General features: G+C 64.2%; 16 protein-coding genes. 9 read left to right on the top strand and 7 right to left on the bottom strand.

The features are described 5' to 3' along the window. Positions 1-2: 2 nt before the first annotated feature. Positions 3-338 carry a YbjQ family protein gene (locus tag AB4Y32_RS16675; protein ID WP_368722386.1) on the bottom strand — a complete coding sequence of 112 codons (336 nt, stop codon included), beginning with the start codon at positions 336-338 and terminating at the stop codon, positions 3-5. An 84-nt stretch (positions 339-422) separates the two neighbouring features. Further along, positions 423-1,145 (bottom strand): sulfite exporter TauE/SafE family protein, encoded by a 723-nt coding sequence (locus AB4Y32_RS16670; protein ID WP_368722385.1) that lies wholly within the window; start codon positions 1,143-1,145, stop codon positions 423-425. Between the two features lie 198 nt (positions 1,146-1,343). Between AB4Y32_RS16670 and AB4Y32_RS16665 the strand changes: the two genes are divergently transcribed. The 8 genes from AB4Y32_RS16665 (at position 1,344) to rpoD (ending at position 11,039) form a co-directional block, all read left to right on the top strand. Beyond that, positions 1,344-2,498: an acyl-CoA dehydrogenase family protein gene (locus AB4Y32_RS16665; RefSeq protein WP_368722384.1), complete on the top strand. Its 1,155-nt coding sequence runs from the start codon at positions 1,344-1,346 to the stop codon at positions 2,496-2,498. Between the two features lie 43 nt (positions 2,499-2,541). Then, a complete protein-coding gene (locus tag AB4Y32_RS16660; RefSeq protein WP_368722383.1) occupies positions 2,542-2,754 on the top strand; it encodes a hypothetical protein in 213 nt (70 codons plus the stop codon). A 148-nt stretch (positions 2,755-2,902) separates the two neighbouring features. Further along, positions 2,903-5,185, top strand: a complete 2,283-nt coding sequence (locus tag AB4Y32_RS16655; RefSeq protein ID WP_368722382.1) for a DUF3141 domain-containing protein — start codon at positions 2,903-2,905, stop codon at positions 5,183-5,185. Between the two features lie 101 nt (positions 5,186-5,286). Continuing rightward, on the top strand, positions 5,287-6,240 hold the full coding sequence (locus AB4Y32_RS16650) for a phosphate acetyltransferase (RefSeq protein ID WP_439899800.1): 954 nt from the start codon (positions 5,287-5,289) through the stop codon (positions 6,238-6,240). A 19-nt stretch (positions 6,241-6,259) separates the two neighbouring features. Further along, positions 6,260-7,441: an acetate/propionate family kinase gene (locus AB4Y32_RS16645; RefSeq protein ID WP_368722380.1), complete on the top strand. Its 1,182-nt coding sequence runs from the start codon at positions 6,260-6,262 to the stop codon at positions 7,439-7,441. 2 nt (positions 7,442-7,443) lie between these two features. Next, a complete protein-coding gene (gene fabI / locus AB4Y32_RS16640) occupies positions 7,444-8,223 on the top strand; it encodes an enoyl-ACP reductase FabI (protein WP_368722379.1) in 780 nt (259 codons plus the stop codon). Between the two features lie 255 nt (positions 8,224-8,478). Continuing rightward, positions 8,479-8,739, top strand: coding sequence for a hypothetical protein (locus AB4Y32_RS16635; protein ID WP_368722378.1), 261 nt, complete (start codon positions 8,479-8,481; stop codon positions 8,737-8,739). Between the two features lie 302 nt (positions 8,740-9,041). Next, a complete protein-coding gene (gene rpoD, locus AB4Y32_RS16630) occupies positions 9,042-11,039 on the top strand; it encodes an RNA polymerase sigma factor RpoD (protein ID WP_368722377.1) in 1,998 nt (665 codons plus the stop codon). A gap of 137 nt (positions 11,040-11,176) precedes the next feature. On the opposite strand, the gene AB4Y32_RS16625 is transcribed toward rpoD, so the two are convergent. From AB4Y32_RS16625 to AB4Y32_RS16605, 5 genes are all read right to left on the bottom strand, one after another. Then, on the bottom strand, positions 11,177-11,617 hold the full coding sequence (locus AB4Y32_RS16625) for a PRC-barrel domain-containing protein (protein ID WP_368722376.1): 441 nt from the start codon (positions 11,615-11,617) through the stop codon (positions 11,177-11,179). A 117-nt stretch (positions 11,618-11,734) separates the two neighbouring features. After that, a complete protein-coding gene (locus tag AB4Y32_RS16620; RefSeq protein ID WP_368722375.1) occupies positions 11,735-12,478 on the bottom strand; it encodes a hypothetical protein in 744 nt (247 codons plus the stop codon). Between the two features lie 589 nt (positions 12,479-13,067). Continuing rightward, positions 13,068-14,075 (bottom strand): LacI family DNA-binding transcriptional regulator, encoded by a 1,008-nt coding sequence (locus AB4Y32_RS16615; RefSeq protein WP_368722432.1) that lies wholly within the window; start codon positions 14,073-14,075, stop codon positions 13,068-13,070. Between the two features lie 211 nt (positions 14,076-14,286). Continuing rightward, the gene (locus AB4Y32_RS16610; protein ID WP_368722374.1) at positions 14,287-15,177 is read right to left on the bottom strand and encodes an SMP-30/gluconolactonase/LRE family protein; all 891 of its coding nucleotides are present in this window, start codon (positions 15,175-15,177) and stop codon (positions 14,287-14,289) included. Between the two features lie 67 nt (positions 15,178-15,244). Next, positions 15,245-15,481 (bottom strand): hypothetical protein, encoded by a 237-nt coding sequence (locus AB4Y32_RS16605; protein ID WP_368722373.1) that lies wholly within the window; start codon positions 15,479-15,481, stop codon positions 15,245-15,247. A gap of 667 nt (positions 15,482-16,148) precedes the next feature. Here AB4Y32_RS16605 and cobA point away from each other — a divergent pair. Continuing rightward, a complete protein-coding gene (gene cobA / locus AB4Y32_RS16600; protein ID WP_368722372.1) occupies positions 16,149-16,910 on the top strand; it encodes a uroporphyrinogen-III C-methyltransferase in 762 nt (253 codons plus the stop codon). The last annotated feature ends 40 nt before the right edge of the window (positions 16,911-16,950 follow it).

Raw genomic sequence — 16,950 nt, 5'->3', positions numbered from 1 at the left:
GATCACACGTTGCGGCGCACGCGCACTGCCGTGCCGTAACAGAGCACTTCCGTGACGCCCGAGCCGATCTCGGTCGCATCGTAACGCATGCCGATGACAGCGTTCGCGCCGAGCGTCTCGGCTTCCGCGACCATGCGCTCGTACGCGTCCCGCCGCGCCCGCTCGCACAGCGACGTGTACAGCGAGATATTGCCGCCGAAGATCGTCTGCAGCCCCGCGCCTATCGCGCCCACCACCGAACGCGAGCGCACGATGATGCCGCGCACGATGCCAAGCGAGCCGTCGACGGTGTAGCCGGGCAAATCGAAAGTCGTGGAGACCATGTTTCGTTCGATCATGTCGTTCCTTTCGTGTCGAGTGATTGCATCCGGTTCAATGAGAACATGCACGGCGGCATGGTTCCAGCAGGCAGGACGAGCAGATCAGCGTCCCGCCGCCCACAACAGTGACAGTCCCGACGACAGCATCAGCCCGTCCACGACCAGCCTGAACGTGCCGGGACTCATTCGCACGACGATGCGGCGCGCGCAGAACGCGCCCGCCATCAGCGCGGACCCAACGATCAGCCCGTCCAGCACGACGTGAACGGGCAGCGCGCCGAAGCGGCCGAACGTCATCACCTTGGCCACATACACGCCGACCGAGCCGGCCGCTTCCGTCGCGAGGAACGCGCCCTTCACGAGACCATAGCCCATGAACACGGGCACCGTGATCGGGCCCGTCGATACGACGATGCCCGTCAGAAAGCCGATGGGTGCGCCGATGATCGCCAGATGCCATAGCTTGAGACCGATCGAGCGGCGCGTAAGCCAGCGGCGCACCGGCACCATCGCGACGAAGAACACGCCGAGCGCGATCTCGACGGCATGCGGCGGCAGCGCGAGCAGCGTGCGTACGCCGAGCGCCGCGCCCGGCACGGCCGTCGCGCAATACGCGCCGCAAGCGCGCCAGTCGATTTCGCGCCACCACGCGAGCACCTTGCCGATGTTGCCCATGATCGCCGCAATCGCCATGATGGGCACGGCCTGCTGGGGGCCGAACATCATCACGAGCACAGGCATCAGCAACATCGACGAGCCGGTGCCGATCACGCCGCTCAACGTCCCCGCCGCCAGGCCGACGGCCAGTACCAACAGATAGCCCACGCGTGTCCCCGGAAAATGCGCTGGCGCCATCCTACGCGAAAAGAGCGGCATCGCAACCGCGTTACGGGCAACGGCAGCTAACGTGAAGCCGAACTGGGAAGCAGAAACTCGCGCATCGGCAACGAGCCCGTCGTATGACGAACCTTCAAGGGTGCAGGCACAATTGCAAGATCACATTGCACACAGGTAATACGAACGATGATCCGCGATCAGGAAACACTGTCCATTCTTCTCGATTCGCTGTTGCGCTTCGTGCGCGAGCGTCTCGTGCCCGCCGAAAACGAAGTCGCCGAAACGGATGAGATTCCCTCTGCCATCGTCAGCGAGATGCGCGAACTCGGCCTCTTCGGTCTGTCGATTCCCGAGGAATACGGCGGCCTCGGCCTGACGATGGAAGAAGAAGTGCTCGCCGCATTCGAGATCGCGAAGACATCGCCCGCATTCCGCTCGCTGATCGGCACGAACAACGGCATCGGCTCACAAGGGCTCATCATCGACGGCACGGACGAACAGAAGCGCCACTATCTGCCGAAGCTCGCATCGGGCGAACTGATCGCATCGTTCGCGTTGACCGAGCCGAATTCGGGTTCCGACGCCGCATCGCTGCGCACGACGGCCTTGCGTGACGGCGATCATTACGTGATCAATGGCACCAAGCGCTTCATTACCAACGCGCCGGAAGCGGGCATCTACACGGTGATGGCGCGCACGAACCCGGACATCAAGGGCGCGAGCGGCATCTCGGCGTTCATCGTCGAGAAGGGCACGCCGGGTCTGTCGCTTGGCAAGATCGACAGGAAGATGGGCCAGAAAGGCGCGCATACCTGCGACGTGATCTTCGAGAACTGCCGTGTGCCTGCTGCGAACATCATCGGCGGCAAGGAAGGCGTCGGCTTCAGGACAGCGATGAAAGTGCTCGACAAAGGACGCCTGCACATCTCGGCGATCTGCGTCGGCGCGGCCGAACGCATGCTCGCCGATGCGCTGCGCTACGCGCTGGAGCGCAAGCAGTTCGGCCAGCCGATCGCCGAATTCCAGCTCGTGCAGGCGATGCTCGCCGACAGCCGCGCGGACATCTACGCCGCGCGCTCGATGGTGCTCGATGCTGCGCGCCGCCGCGACAACAAGGAGGATGTATCGACGGAAGCATCGTGCTGCAAGCTCTTTGCATCGGAGATGTGCGGACGTGTCGCGGATCGCGCGGTGCAGATCCATGGCGGCGCGGGCTATGTGTCCGACTATGCCGTCGAGCGCTTCTATCGCGACGTGCGCCTCTTCCGCATTTACGAAGGCACGTCGCAGATCCAGCAACTCGTAATCGCGCGCAACATGATTCGCGACGCAAGCCATTGATGCTTCGATCGCGCTGACCTCAGCGCAAACAAGTGGACGGCGCATGTCGTCCACTCTTCCCATTCTTTTATTTCGCTCCCGCGGGCAGGCATCGCTTTTTGTTTGCCAGAAAAAACATCCCGACCTAAACTGCTTTGATGACGCATCGCAACAAGCCTCTGCGCGCGCGTATCGCGCGTCCGATGGCCGCATTCATACTCGCGTCATGCAACTGCCATCTTTATCGCTGATCTTGATCGAAGCCGCGCCTCGCTGAGGCGTGTTGAAGTCGCGCCCTGGTTTCAGGCGCGTGACCCAGTGCAACGATGCACGCCTGGTGTACGAGTTCGATGTACACGCGATGCGTGCTGGTGCGCATCGCATGGGACCGTGGCACCGACTCTTTGAGGGAGTTCGAAGCGACCATGAATCAGTCTCTCCCGACATCCGTTTCGTCCAGCTTTTCCATTCCGCCGCTGCCCTTCGCGTCGGTGCCAGGCAATCTGCTGACGCAAGCATCCGCCTATGCGATCGACGCGTGGCAGCGCAGCGTGCTGTTTGCCGATGTGATGCGCGAGCGCGGCAATCAATATCAGTCGCACTTGCAGGAACGCGTGCCCAACGTGCTCGACTTCGACAGGGAACTGATCGTCGACGGGCGGCAGTTGCCGCGCCCCGTCAATTACGGCCTCGTTCGCATCGTGCCGCCCGCTGACCTGACGCCCGACCGCGATCTCGCGAACGGACACGATCCCGGCCGTCTGCGTCCGTTCGTCGTCGTCGACCCGCGCGCGGGACACGGCCCGGGCATTGGCGGCTTCAAGCGCGAAAGCGAAATCGGCGCCGCGTTGCGCGCAGGGCATCCGTGCTATTTCATCGGCTTTTTGCCCGACCCCGTGCCGGGACAAACGGTCGAAGACGTGATGCACGCAGAAGCGGCGTTCCTCGAAAAAGTGATCGAGCTGCACTCCGACAGTCCCGGCAAGCCCGCCGTGATCGGCAATTGCCAGGCAGGCTGGCAAGTGCTGATGACGGCCGCGATGCGCCCCGAACTGTTCGGCCCGATTGTCGTCGCGGGCGCGCCTGTGTCGTATTGGGCCGGCTGGCGCGGCAAGAATCCGATGCGCTATTCCGGCGGCATGCTGGGCGGTTCGTGGCTCACGGCGCTGACGGGCGATATCGGCGACGGCCGCTTCGACGGCGCATGGCTCGTCGAGAACTTCGAGAACCTGAATCCCGCGAATACGCTGTGGACGAAGCAGTACAACCTCTACGCGAACATCGACACAGAAGGGCCGCGCTATCTGGGCTTCGAAAAGTACTGGGGCGGCCACGTGTTCCTGAATGCGGGCGAAATGCAGTACATCGTCGACAACCTGTTCGTCGGCAACCGGCTCGTCAAGGGCGAGATCGTGACAGCGGACGGCGTGCGGCTCGATCTGCGCAATATCCGCTCGCCCATCGTCGTGTTCTGCTCGTATGGCGACAACATCACGCCGCCGCCGCAGGCGCTCGGCTGGATCACCGATCTCTATCGCGACGACGCCGATCTGCTCGGCCACGATCAGACCATCGTCTACGCGACGCACGACAGCATCGGCCACCTGGGCATCTTCGTGTCGAGCAGCACGGGACGCAAGGAGCATCGCGAGTTCGTCAGCAATATCGATCTGATCGACCTGCTGCCGCCCGGCCTCTATGAAGCGCACATCGGTGCGAAGACGGACGCGACCGAGCATACGGACCTCGTGATCGGCGACAACGTACTGTCGATTTCGCCGCGCACGATCGCCGACGTGCGCGAGATCGTGCAGCCCGATCCGGAAAGCGACCGGCGCTTCGCAACGGCCGCGTATCTGTCGCGCTTCAATCTCGGGCTGTACCGCAGCACCATGCAGCCGTGGCTTCACGCGGGCGTGACGCCGTGGATGGCCGATTTCGCGAGCAAGCTGCATCCGCTGCGCGTGACCTATGAGCTATGGTCCGATCGCAATCCGCTTGCCTCGTCCGTTGCGCAGGCTGCGCAAAGCGTGAAGGAAGCGCGCGCGCCCATCGACGCCGACAATCCGTTCCTGCAGATGCAGACGTTCATGTCGAACGCGATCGAAGCGTCGCTCGACTACTATCGCGACATGCGCGACGCCGCCGTCGAGCAGATGTTCGAAGCGGTGTACAGCGCGCCCTGGCTGCAGGCGTTCGCGGGTCTTCCGCCGCGAACGGACGGCGAGAAATCGGCGGCGTTGACGGAACCCGGCGACACGGAAGAGCGCGAAGCATCGATCGTCGCCGAGCACGCGCGTCTGCGCAACGACATGACGGAAGGCGGCCTTCTCGAAGCGAGCGTGCGCGCGCTGCTCTATGTCAAGCGCACGCACGGCGAAGCGGATGAGCGCCGCTTCAACCTCGCGCGCGAAATGCTCAGCACGCTGTCGGATCAGGGCATCCTGGCGTTCAAGCACGTCGTGCGCGAGCAGGCCGCATTGCTGCGCCTCGACACCGAGGCCGCGATCGAAGCCCTGCCCGGCTTGCTGGCCGACGCGCCCGCCACGCGCATCCGCAACGCCGCGCGCGATATCGACAAGATCAGCACGACGCTGCCGCTCGACGACAACGAGCGCGCCGATCTCGCCCGCGTGCTGACGATTTTCGAATCGGCGTCGAAGAAGAAAACAGCGCGGCGCGCGGAAGCGGGCCAGCAGGTCGAGTAAAGGACGCATCGACTCAGCGCGAGCGGGCGGCCACAGCCCGCCGCGCGCATCGGCGATGCGGGGTCGCTTTTCACACGATGGCACATACGAGGGCACACACGATGGAACCCCAGCGGGAACACAAGCGCGACAAATACGAGCGTCTCGTCGCCGTTGCTGCGAGCCTTCCGCCGACGCCGACGGCCGTCGCGCATCCTTGCGATCGCGATTCGTTGTCGGCCGTCGTCGAAGCCGCGCGCCTCAAGCTGATCGCGCCGATTCTCGTCGGACCGCGCGCGAAGATCGAGGCGGCCGCGAAGGAAGGCGAACTCGATCTCGGCGACCTGCCTATCGTCGACGCGCCGCACAGCCACGCGGCCGCGGAATGCGCAGTGCGCCTCGTGCACGAAGGCAGGGCACAGGCGCTGATGAAAGGCTCGCTGCACACGGACGAGCTGATGGGCGCCGTCGTCGCGCGCGCGACGGGCCTGCGCACCGAACGGCGCGTGAGCCACTGCTTCATCATGGACGTGCCGGGCCGCGATGATCCCCTCATCATCACGGACGCCGCCGTCAACATCTCGCCGACGCTCGACGAAAAGCGCGACATCGTGCAGAACGCAATCGAACTTGCCCATGCGCTGCGTTTTCCCCAGGCGCGCGTGGCGATCCTGTCGGCGATGGAAACGGTCAACTCGAAAGTGCCGTCGACGCTCGAAGCCGCCGCGCTCTGCAAGATGGCCGATCGCGGACAGATCACGGGCGGCATTCTCGACGGTCCGCTCGCGCTCGACAACGCGATCAGTGAAGAGGCCGCGAAGATCAAGGGCATCGTGTCGCCCGTCGCGGGCCATGCGAACGTGCTCGTCGTCCCCGATCTCGAAGCGGGCAACATGCTCGCGAAGAGCCTCACGTTTCTCGCGGGCGCGGACGCAGCCGGCATCGTGCTCGGCGCAAAGGTGCCCATCATCTTGACGAGCCGCGCCGACTCGGTGATCACGCGGCTCGCTTCGTGCGCGGTCGCGTCGATGGTCGCGCTCGCGCGGCGCGAGCAGCCCTCGGCCGCGATCGTCTGAGAACGTTTGAGGAACCGGCATGGACGTCATCCTCGTCATCAACGCGGGTTCGTCGAGCATCAAGTTTCATGCGTTCGGCGTGAACGGCGCGCAGCTCGATCCCATTGCGGGCGGCAAGATCGAAGAGATCTATTCGAATCCGCATTTCATCGCGAAGCGGCAAAGCGGCGAAGTACTCGAAGACAAGAGCTGGCGGGAGGGCGAGCAGCTCGGGCATGACAACGCGATCGCGTTTCTGCTCGACTGGCTGCGCACCCACGGCGAGGGCCGTGCAACGTTACGCGCAGTCGGCCATCGCGTCGTGCATGGCGGCGACCGCTATTCGGAGCCCGTGCGCATCGACGCGCACGTGATGGAAGAACTCGAAGCGCTCGTGCCGCTCGCGCCGCTGCATCAGCCTCACAATCTCGCGGCTATCCGCTCGATCATGGCGCGCAACGCAAACGTGCCGCAGATCGCATGCTTCGATACCGCGTTTCATCACACGCAGCCCGCCGTCGCGACGCGCTTCGCGCTGCCGCCCGACATCACGAGCCGGGGCGTGAGGCGCTACGGCTTTCATGGGCTGTCGTACGAATACATCGCGAGCGTGCTGCCGGATTGCGACGAACGCGCGGCGCAAGGCAAGACGGTCGTGCTGCATCTCGGCAACGGCGCGAGCATGACGGCCTTCGATCGCTGCAAGAGCATCGCGAGCACGATGGGCTTCACGGCCGTCGAAGGGCTGGTGATGGGCACGCGCTCGGGCAGCCTCGATCCCGGCGTCGTGCTGTGGATGCTCGAAGAGGCGAACATGGATGCGCGCGCAATCGAATCGCTGCTGTACAAGCGCTCGGGCCTGCTCGGCGTATCCGGCATCTCCAGCGACATGCGCGAGCTGCTCGCGAGCAACGACCCGAGAGCCGCCGAAGCCGTCGAGCTGTTCTGCTACCGCATCTCGCGCGAACTCGGCTCGCTCGCGGCCGCGCTCGGCGGACTCGATGCGATCGTGTTCACGGCAGGCATCGGCGAATACGCGGACGCCGTGCGCAAGCGCGTGTGCGAGCTGGCGGCGTGGCTCGGCGTGTCGCTCGACGAAGAGGCCAACGCACGTCACGGTCCGCTCATCAGCGACGCGAAGAGCGCCGTCGACGTCTGGGTCATTCCCACCAACGAAGAACTGATGATCGCCCGGCACGCGCTCAGCCGGCTGGAGGGTTAAGCATGGACAAGCCAACGGGTCAGCCGCTCGCACAGCGCAAGGTGCTGATCATCGGGATCGCCAACGAGCACTCCATCGCGTATGGCTGCGCGCGCGCGTTTCGCGAACTGGGCGCGGAGCTGGCCATCACGTATCTGAACGACAAGGCGAAAGCCTATGTCGAGCCGCTCGCGCAGGAACTCGGCGCGTCGATGCTGCTGCCGCTCGACGTGTCGAAGCCCGGCGAGCTCGAAGCCGTATTCGACGCCGTCCGAAACGAATGGGGACGGCTCGACGTCGCCGTGCATTCGATCGCGTTCGCACCGAAAGCCGATCTGCAAGGCGGCTTGCTGAACAGCTCCCCGGAAGGCTTTTCGGTGGCGATGGACATCTCGTGCCATTCGTTCATCCGCATGGCGCGCCTCGCCGCGCCGCTGATGGACGAAGGCGGCTCGATGTTCGCGATGAGCTATCTGGGCGCGACGCGCGTCGTGCCGAACTACGATCTGATGGGCCCCGTGAAAGCCGCGCTTGAAGCGTCGTGCCGCTACCTCGCGCACGAACTCGGGCCAAAGCACATCCGCGTGCATCCGATTTCGCCCGGGCCGCTGAAGACACGCGCCGCGTCCGGGCTCAAGGACTTCGATCTGCTGCTCAACGAAGCGGCCGAGCGCGCGCCCATCGGCGAACTCGTCGACATCATGGACGTCGGCTACACGTGCGCGTTCCTCGCGACACCGTACGCGCGGCGCGTGACGGGCAACACGGTGTTCGTCGACGGCGGGGTCAATATCATCGGCTGAATGCGGGGCGTCGTTCGATATCGGCGCCCCGCTCCCGCGTGTAAACCATTCACGCCTGACAGGCGTTGTACTTCTGCACGCAACCGCGCCCCCCGGCTGACGCCGGCAGGAACATCTCATAACATGATGGATCTTGCGCGGCCGCCCGCAACGGCATACGCGTGTCAGTCAACGATCCGAAAGCAACACGTAGTCGAAATGAACGATGCGTCGCATAAGATAACCTCCATCTCTTCTTCGTCGAAAACACACGCCGTGCCCACGCCTTCCATCATTCCGGAGCAGGACAACGCGCAGGACGCCGCCTCCGCCGCGCGCGAAGACAAGGTCGCGCATGGCGGCACGCCGTGGACGATGTTCGCGCTGTCGGCGATCGGCCTGCTGGTCGGCGCGTTTGCCGTGATCGGACCGGAGCACGTGTCGGTGGCCGTCGCCAAGACGCTGCTGACGCTCGGCTGCGTGGTGGTCGCCGCGCTCGCGGGCGTCGTCGCGGCGGACCTTTCCAGAAGGCAATGACACCCGTTCGCACCAGCGCGGCGCATTTCATGCTACATAAAGTGGTGCACCGCACCACTTTTCTGCTATACTTACAGATTCACTTTTTTCGCACGCGTCGAATTGCGTCCTAAATGGAAGGCACTGCGCGGAAGGTCCAGCGAACGCACCGGCATTTCAGTGCGCTTCGGCGGGCCCCAAGCGCGTCGTTCCGCGTCAATCGATTCGTGCAACACCCCGCCCTCCCTCACGATCCGACAGGTCACGCTGCCTGCCGCGCGCGTGCGCGCGGGGAAGCGAAACAGCCTGCCGAGGAGAACGTATTGGCAAAGCTTGACCGGGACAACTCCCAGTTCGAAACCACCGCATCGAAGGCGCCGAAGCGCGCCGCAAAGGCGAAGGCCCAACCCGCCGTCCTGCTGCAAGACGCTGGTCTGATGGAATCCCTCGCTGAAGAACGTCAACGTCAGATGCGCGCGCTGATCGCGCTAGGCCGCGAGCGCGGCTATTTGACGCACGCCGACATCAACGATCACCTCCCCGACAATTTCACCGAAACGGCCGCGATGGAAACCATCGTCAGCACGTTCGGCGAAATGGGCGTCTCCGTGTATGAAACGCCGCCCGACGCGGAAACGCTGCTGTTGAACGACGGCCCGTCGGCTGCCGCAACGGACGATCAGGCCGATGAAGAAGCGGAAGTCGCGCTGTCCACCGTCGACTCCGAATTCGGCCGCACGACCGACCCCGTCCGCATGTACATGCGCGAAATGGGCGCGAGCGAGCTGCTCACGCGCGCCGGCGAAATCGAAATCGCCAAGCGCATCGAAGGCGGCCTGCAGGACATGGTGCAAGCCATCGCAATGTGCCCGTCCATCATCTCGACGATTCTCGCGGACGTGGATCGCGTCGTCGCGGGTGAAATCCGCATCGACGAACTGGTCGACGGCATCAGCAACGCCAGCGAAGCCGCCGAAATGGACGACGAAGCAGCCGACGCCGCCGCGGAAGAAGAACTGGAAGCGAGCGCATCGGACGAAGATTCGGATGACGAAGACGGCGATCTCTCCGACGACGGCGGCGAAAAGGCCAACGCCGCGCGCCTCGAACAACTGACGGCGGACAGCCTCGCGATTTTCGAGCGCGTGCGCGCGCTGTTCGCGAGCGTGCCCGACATGCCCGTCACGGACAAGCGCCGCGCAACGGCCATCGCGAACCTGCGCGAGTCGATCCAGCAGGAACTCACGCCGATCCGCTTCACCGCGAAGACCATCGACCGCCTGTGCGCGGACGTGCAGGCTCAGGTCGCGCTGGTCCGCGCGATCGAACGCAACATCCTGTCGATCGCCGTCGATCGTTGCGACATGCCGCGCGAAGCGTTCGTCGAATCGTTCCCGGGCAACGAGACCGATCTCGAATGGACGACGCGCACGGCCGCGAAGTCGAAGGCATATGGTCCCGCCCTCGAGCGTCACCTGCCCGCGATTCAATCCGAGCAGCAGAAGCTCGTCGATATCGAGACCGCGATCGCGCTGCCGCTGCAGCAGCTCAAGCAGATCAACAAGCAGCTGAACTCGGCGGAATCGAAGATGCGCCAGGCCAAGCGCGAGATGATCGAAGCGAACCTGCGTCTCGTCATTTCGATCGCGAAGAAGTACGTCAATCGCGGCATGCACTTCCTCGATCTGATTCAGGAAGGCAACATCGGCCTGATGAAGGCCGTGGACAAGTTCGAATACCGCCGCGGCTGGAAGTTCTCGACATACGCGACGTGGTGGGTGCGCCAGGCCATCACGCGCGCGATCGCGGACCAGGCTCGCACCATCCGCGTGCCTGTCCACATGATCGAGTCGATCAACAAGCTGAACCGCATTCAGCGCGAGATCGTCCAGCAGACGGGCCAGGAGCCGCATCCGTCCGTGCTCGCCGAGCGCATGGACATGCCCGAGGCGAAGATCCGCAGCATCCTGAAAATCGCGAAGAATCCGGCGTCGCTCGATTCGCCCGTCGGCGAAGATGCCGACACGACGCTCGGCGACATGATCGAAGACACGTCCGCGACGTCGCCCGCCGATGCCGCCGTGCACGCGAACATGCGCCGCGCGATCGACGAAGCGCTCGACGCGCTCACGCCGCGCGAAGCGAAGGTGCTGCGCATGCGCTACGGCATCGACACCGCATCGGAACTGACGCTCGAAGAAGTGGGCCGCCAGTTCGACGTGACGCGCGAGCGTATCCGCCAGATCGAAGGCAAGGCGATCCGGAAGCTCAATCACCCGAGCCGCGCGGACAAGCTGCGCCCGTTCCTCGAGCGCGGCTAACGGCTCGAAGCTGCACGTCGCCGTGACGCGCAGCACGCGAAAACAAAACGCGCGACAGCCTTGGGGCTGTCGCGCGTTTTTTATTGCACCTTCACCTCAACGCGTGCGCCACGAGTGCATGTGAGGCAACCAGCGCATCAATGATGCTCGCCATATTCCTTGCGAGCCATCGGCGTCGCGCGCACTTTCGAATACTGGAATGCGGGGATCGCCTTCACCGCGTCTTTCGTAGCGCCCGCCCACACCAGCTTGCCACCCGTATAGTCGAGTTGGGACATCGGAATCGCGACATCGTGCTGTGACACGCCAAGGAACTGATGCGCAGCGACGACTGCAAACGAGGCGGCATTGTCCGGCGAAATGATGATGTCGTGCAGCACGCCGACCTTCTGGCCCTGCTCGTTGTAGATCGGCTTGCCCAGCAGGCTCTTCTTCGCGCTCCAGCCGTTGATGATGATCGATTCCTGCTCGACGCTCACGCCGATGGTCTGTGCGCCCGCCACCTGCGCGCTGGCTTGACCCGAAAACACGCCGACCGTCGACGCCGCGATCAGGACCGCTGCCCACTTTGCCTTCATAGCTTATTCTCCGATGTGAAATGTTGCGAGGGACTGCCGCTGCTGTGAGAAGCGACATACCTTACCGCATCGGAAATAAACCGTCGCAGAAGGGTACACGAAGCGCTTGTCGTCGTGCTACTTCGCGAGGCTCAGCCCTTTTCCCAGCACGGAACCATCCTTCTGGTTCACGAGCCAGACGGCCTGAACGCTTGCGTGAAGCGTGGAGGTTCGACGCGTGATGTCGGTGGGCTCTTCATCGGTTGGATCGCTGTGCTCGCGCGTCTCCGTCAGATACGGCGGCTCCAGCGTGCAGACGAGCACGATCGCAAAGTTGTCGCCGGCGTTTTCGAACGCCTCTTGCGAGAGCATTAGGCGGCCGCGCGCGACGGTCTTCACCGCGCCTTCCGTCTTAAGCTGGATCAGGTCGATGTTCTGGATGTAGCCCTTGGCCTTCGCGTCGGGCGCGATCACGAGCCCGCGCCCCCTCGGGCCGACGATGTTCAGATAGAGCTGGATCGCTTCAGGATGCTCGTCGCTGGCAAGCGGCACGTTCACGCTCAGCCGATGCGTCGCCGAGCGGTACAGAATGCCGTGCGGCGCGGGAATCATGAACAGGAACGTGCGCTGCCCGTTCTCCGTGGTCGCCGCATGGCCGTGAAAGATGCGATCGAACGGCTGACGCGCGAGATTGCGAATCCGGTCGCTAAGCGATTGCGTCGCGGCAGCGGGCATCTGGCCAGCGAGTGCATCGCGCACTTTCACGGGATCGTCGGCGGTGACGTGCTCCTGCATGGCCGTGGTGTTCGACGCTTCCGATCCGGCGGCTTTGGAGGCAGCATTCGCCGATGCACTCGTCGCCCCATAAGCGGCGGCGCTCATGCACAGCGCCGCCGCAATGCACAGCCTAAGCCCGACTCCATTTGCCCTGGCAACCGTGCGATTCAGAAAATGCACAACATCCTCTCCGTTCATGATGACGCTATCGGTGCGTGTTGTTCTTGTCACGGTTCGTCTCGACGGATCGAACGTACTATCAATTCGCATTCTAAGCGTATTCGATGAACGGGATGCGGCAAGCAGGCTATGGTTCTAGCAGGCGTTCTGCCAAGAAAAAACGCCAGGCACCGAAGTACCTGGCGTGCAGTTCGACTACACAGGCGCTCGACGCGCCTTTTATTCTTGCCTGTATATCGACACCGAATCGAAGACCTTTAGGCCTTTGCGCATACATTTATTCAGGGAAAGAATGAAGGCAATGCGGTTAGCTTTACCATCCTCAGCATAGCGAAGCTTGCGACCCCATCGAACGTGATTCGCAAACGTTTTCTCCATTCGCCTTCACGCAATCTGGCATGTACTGACTATTGTGCCAACTATCGCGCCAACTACAAGTGCGCCCGGGCCGGGTAGCCCACGCGCGGCGAGATTCGCATCCAGCGCGCACGCCGATGGTCCGATGAAAAGCGCGCTACGCGCTCTCGCGCGCGATCACGCTGAAGTCGATCTTCACGCTCTTGCGCGCCGAAGCGCGCGTCGATCCTGCCACGCCGTCCTGTGCCGCGAGCGCGGCCAGCAGCGTTTCGCCTGTGCGCGTGCCGATGCCGTACGCGTCGACGGAAATCGTCGTGATGGTGGGCGTGCAGCACGCGGCCACTTCGAAATTGCCGAAGCCCGCGACGGCGATATCGCCCGGCACCGACAAGCCGCGCCGGTGGCATTGCATGATCGCGCCGAACGCGGACATGTCGCTCACGCACATCACGGCGTCCGTATCGGGCCATTGACGCAACAGCGCATCGAGCGCGGGCGCACCGTGGCTCATCGTGATCGGCGACTCGCCGAGACGCACGACGCGCGGCTCGCCCAGGCCATGCGCCTTCACTTCCTGCAGATAGCCTTTCAGACGCTCGAGGCCGCGCCGGTCGAGCTCGCTCGCGCCGCCGACAAAGCCGATACGCCGATAGCCGCGCTCGACCAGATAGCGAACCATCTCGCGCGCGGCCTTCGCGTTGGAAAAGCCCACGGCCGAATCGATCGGCGAGGTAGGCAAATCCCACATCTCGACGACGGGGACACCCGAGCGCAACAACAGTTCGCGCGTCCCGCTCGTGTGCTGCGCGCCCGTCAGCGCGATGCAGCGCGGCTGATGGCGCAGCATCGAGCGCACGAGCCGCTCTTCGCGTTCGAGGTCATAGTCCGTATCGCCGATCAGCAGTTGCAGCCCTTGCGGCTCGAGCGCGGCCGTGAGCCCGCGCACGGTGTCGGAGAAGTTGGAGCTGGCAAGCGACGGCACGAGCACCGCAGCGAACGCGGAACGGCCCGAGGACAACGCACCCGCTGCCGCATCCGCGACGTAGCCGAGCTCGTCGATGGCCCGCTGCACGCGCTCGCGCGTGGCGGGCGCCACGCCACGGCCGGCGAGCACGCGCGAGACCGTCATCTTCGATACCCCCGCGAGCGCCGCGACATCCGACATGCGCGGCGGTCCCGCGAGCGCGTTGCGTGTTTCTATGGCGCGTCTGGTGCTGCGTGGAGTGCTGGACATGCTGGTCGTTTGGGGTCGCATTCTTTATCAGCCGCATATGATAACGGCAACCTCGCACGCGACCGGTCCGTCCGCGACGGACGCTACACGAAAAGCATGGTGAAACGCGGCGCCGGATTCGATGCGTGCGCGTTTCGCCCATTCAATCCGTCACGCGCAACGCGCTGCGCTTTTCGATCAGCCCCGGCACGGACACGCGCATCGCAAAGACTCCGCCCGATTGCGGATACTGTTCGATTTCGTCGGCGGGACGCCCCTGGCGCGCGGTGGTCACATAGAGCGTGCGCAGATCGTCGCCGCCGAACGCGCACATCGTCGGGCAGCGCGCGGGCAGCGGATATTCGCCGACGACCTTGCCTTCCGGCGAAATGCGCACCACACGTCCGCCTTCGTACAGCGCCGACCAGTAGCAGCCTTCGCTGTCCACCGACGCGCCATCGGGACGCCCGCGATCCGTCGGCGTCGGCTCGAACTTCACCCAGTCTTCGCGCGGCCCGACCTCGCCGCTGTCGACATCGTACGGGTGCCGGTAGATCGTGAAGCGCGGCGTATCCGAGTGATAACACCAACGGTAGTCGGGACTGAACGCCATGCCGTTCGACGTCAGCAGGCCCGCGTCGATCTTCGTCAGCTCGCCGTTTGCGTAGCGGTACAACGATGCGGCATTGCCCGCCTTCGGTTCGTCTAGCGTGCCGAGCCAGAACCGGCCATGCGCATCGCAGCGGCCATCGTTGAAGCGGCTCGTTGCGGGATTCTCCGGGTTCGCGCAGAGCTTGCGCACCACCTGCCCGTTCGCGTCCAGCAGAAAGATGCCCGTGCGCATGCCGGCGATGAAACCGTCGTCTACCGTCAGCGAAAAGCACGCGATGTTCTCGGGCATCGGAATCGCCACGTCCTGCCCGGTCTTCGGATCGAAACCATGCAGCGCCGGCGCCTGGATATCGACCCACCACAGTTTCGCGCGGCGCTCATCCCAGCGTGGACATTCGCCGAGCGCGGCGGCAGCGGGCAATACACATTCGAACGTCTGCATGATGATGGTCCTCTCTCGTGGCTCTGCAAAACGCACGCGGCGCGGATCAATCAACAGTAGCAAACAATCATGCAACGTCCAGCGTCGTAGCCGTTCTTCGCACGCAGCCCGTTGCGCGAACCGTTCTGTGAGCATCGCCGCGTTGCACCCGCGCGCGCGGTCCGCGCCGCCGCTCCCTGAGCCGTTCGGGGCGCATGCTCGCACCATGTCGCTGGCGGCTATCCTCTTCTTCGCTGGCGAGGGCAGCCACGGGCACGCGATCGGGGGTGAAGAAGTCGATCAACGTCGACAGGCGCTGCTTCATGTCGTCTCCAGGTGCTTGTCATGACGCGTTCGTGCGCGTGCGGCGCGAAGAAGGCGCGAGAATAAACGGCAACAGCCAAACGGCAACGGCGTCCCGCCAGTCCGGTTCGAAGACCAGACCGAGGGGACGCCGTTGTCCAATTCGATGCTGCAAAGTGCTACGAAAGCCACGAAGATTTGCTGCGCCGCGACTCGTCGTTGACGCCGCGGCAGTTCGGTATCGCAAGTCATATGCCATGCGCGAGGTTCGCTGGATGGCCGCGCGCGCAGGCGCCGTGGCGATCACGTTGCTTCGAAAGCGGCCGTGATCGGCGAATCATCGTGATGCTCGCAAGCACATTGGTGGTGCACCGCAGCACTGCGCGAGTGCGCTGCCGATCGCGTTGCAATCGTCAGACGCATTGCATCGCGCAGTCGATTCATCCGCGCGCAACGAAGTCGGCTGCGCCTCAAAGGCATGGAAGGCGCACACGTTTCCGCGACTGGCCCCGTTCTTGCGGTAACGCTCCTCGCTGGCAAAGGCGCCGGCATCCGGTTCGGGCATAGAGCCAGTGGCGGGAACAGGTAAGAAAGCGACAGGACAGCGGCGTCCGCTTCGTGCAAGCACGAGCGGGACGCCGTTTTGCATTGGCGGCATCGATTGGCGAAGACACGCGATGGAGAAACGGATGAACACGGGCAAAGTGACATTGGTCAGTGCGGGACCCGGCGATCTCGACCTGCTCACCTTCAGGGCAGCGAACGCGATCGCGGCCGCCGACGTGATGCTGATCGACGATCTCGTCGACGACGAAATCACGACGCTGAAGGCGGCTCATGCGCGCGTGATCAAGGTCGGCAAGCGCGGCGGCTGCAAGTCGACGCCGCAAGCGTTCATCCAGCGCCTGATGCGCCGCTATGCGCTGCAAGGCCGGCACGTCGTGCGGATCAAGGGCGGCGATGCACTGCTGTTCGGCCGCGCGGGCGAAGAGATCGCCGATCTGCGCAGCGCGGGAATCGACGTCGAGATCGTCAACGGGATTTCATCCGGCTTTGCGGCGGCAGCGGGGCTCGGCGTGTCGCTCACGCATCGCGACCATTGCCAGGGCGTGATCTTCGTGACCGCGCATCTGCGCGACGGCAGCGAGCCCGACTGGGCGACGCTCGCGGCCACGGGCATGACGCTCGCGATCTACATGGGCGCGAGCCGTATCGACGGCATCAGCGAAGCGCTCGGCAAGACACTACCAATCGACACGCCCGCCGCTGTCGTGCAATGGGCCGGCACGTCGCGCGAAAAGCGCGTGCGTGCGACGCTGGGCGAGATTGCGGCGCGTGCCGCCTCGGAAAATATTGCGAGCCCGGCCGTGATTCTGGTCGGCGGGGCGATTGGAGAAGGCGTGGCGCAACTGGCCGCGCGCAGCGAGTCGATGTGCCGGCTGAGCGCGTGAGCGCGCCGGCCGACTAGCCTGGCGATGCGATTGCTCAGCG

It is taken from the genome of Paraburkholderia phymatum (assembly GCF_040965635.1).
GTDB lineage: Bacteria > Pseudomonadota > Gammaproteobacteria > Burkholderiales > Burkholderiaceae > Paraburkholderia > Paraburkholderia phymatum_B.
Note: the sequence above shows the minus strand (reverse complement) of the source record. Positions and strands in the feature narration are given on the sequence as shown.

Coding starts and splice junctions, on each gene's coding strand:
- AB4Y32_RS16675 (WP_368722386.1), bottom strand. CDS start 338: ATGATCGAACGAAACATGGTCTCCACGACTTTCGATTTGCCCGGCTAC.
- AB4Y32_RS16665 (WP_368722384.1), top strand. CDS start 1,344: ATGATCCGCGATCAGGAAACACTGTCCATTCTTCTCGATTCGCTGTTG.
- AB4Y32_RS16660 (WP_368722383.1), top strand. CDS start 2,542: ATGTCGTCCACTCTTCCCATTCTTTTATTTCGCTCCCGCGGGCAGGCA.
- AB4Y32_RS16655 (WP_368722382.1), top strand. CDS start 2,903: ATGAATCAGTCTCTCCCGACATCCGTTTCGTCCAGCTTTTCCATTCCG.
- AB4Y32_RS16650 (WP_439899800.1), top strand. CDS start 5,287: ATGGAACCCCAGCGGGAACACAAGCGCGACAAATACGAGCGTCTCGTC.
- AB4Y32_RS16645 (WP_368722380.1), top strand. CDS start 6,260: ATGGACGTCATCCTCGTCATCAACGCGGGTTCGTCGAGCATCAAGTTT.
- fabI (WP_368722379.1), top strand. CDS start 7,444: ATGGACAAGCCAACGGGTCAGCCGCTCGCACAGCGCAAGGTGCTGATC.
- AB4Y32_RS16625 (WP_368722376.1), bottom strand. CDS start 11,617: ATGAAGGCAAAGTGGGCAGCGGTCCTGATCGCGGCGTCGACGGTCGGC.
- AB4Y32_RS16620 (WP_368722375.1), bottom strand. CDS start 12,478: ATGAGCGCCGCCGCTTATGGGGCGACGAGTGCATCGGCGAATGCTGCC.
- AB4Y32_RS16615 (WP_368722432.1), bottom strand. CDS start 14,075: ATGTCGGATGTCGCGGCGCTCGCGGGGGTATCGAAGATGACGGTCTCG.
- AB4Y32_RS16610 (WP_368722374.1), bottom strand. CDS start 15,177: ATGCAGACGTTCGAATGTGTATTGCCCGCTGCCGCCGCGCTCGGCGAA.
- AB4Y32_RS16605 (WP_368722373.1), bottom strand. CDS start 15,481: ATGAAGCAGCGCCTGTCGACGTTGATCGACTTCTTCACCCCCGATCGC.
- cobA (WP_368722372.1), top strand. CDS start 16,149: ATGAACACGGGCAAAGTGACATTGGTCAGTGCGGGACCCGGCGATCTC.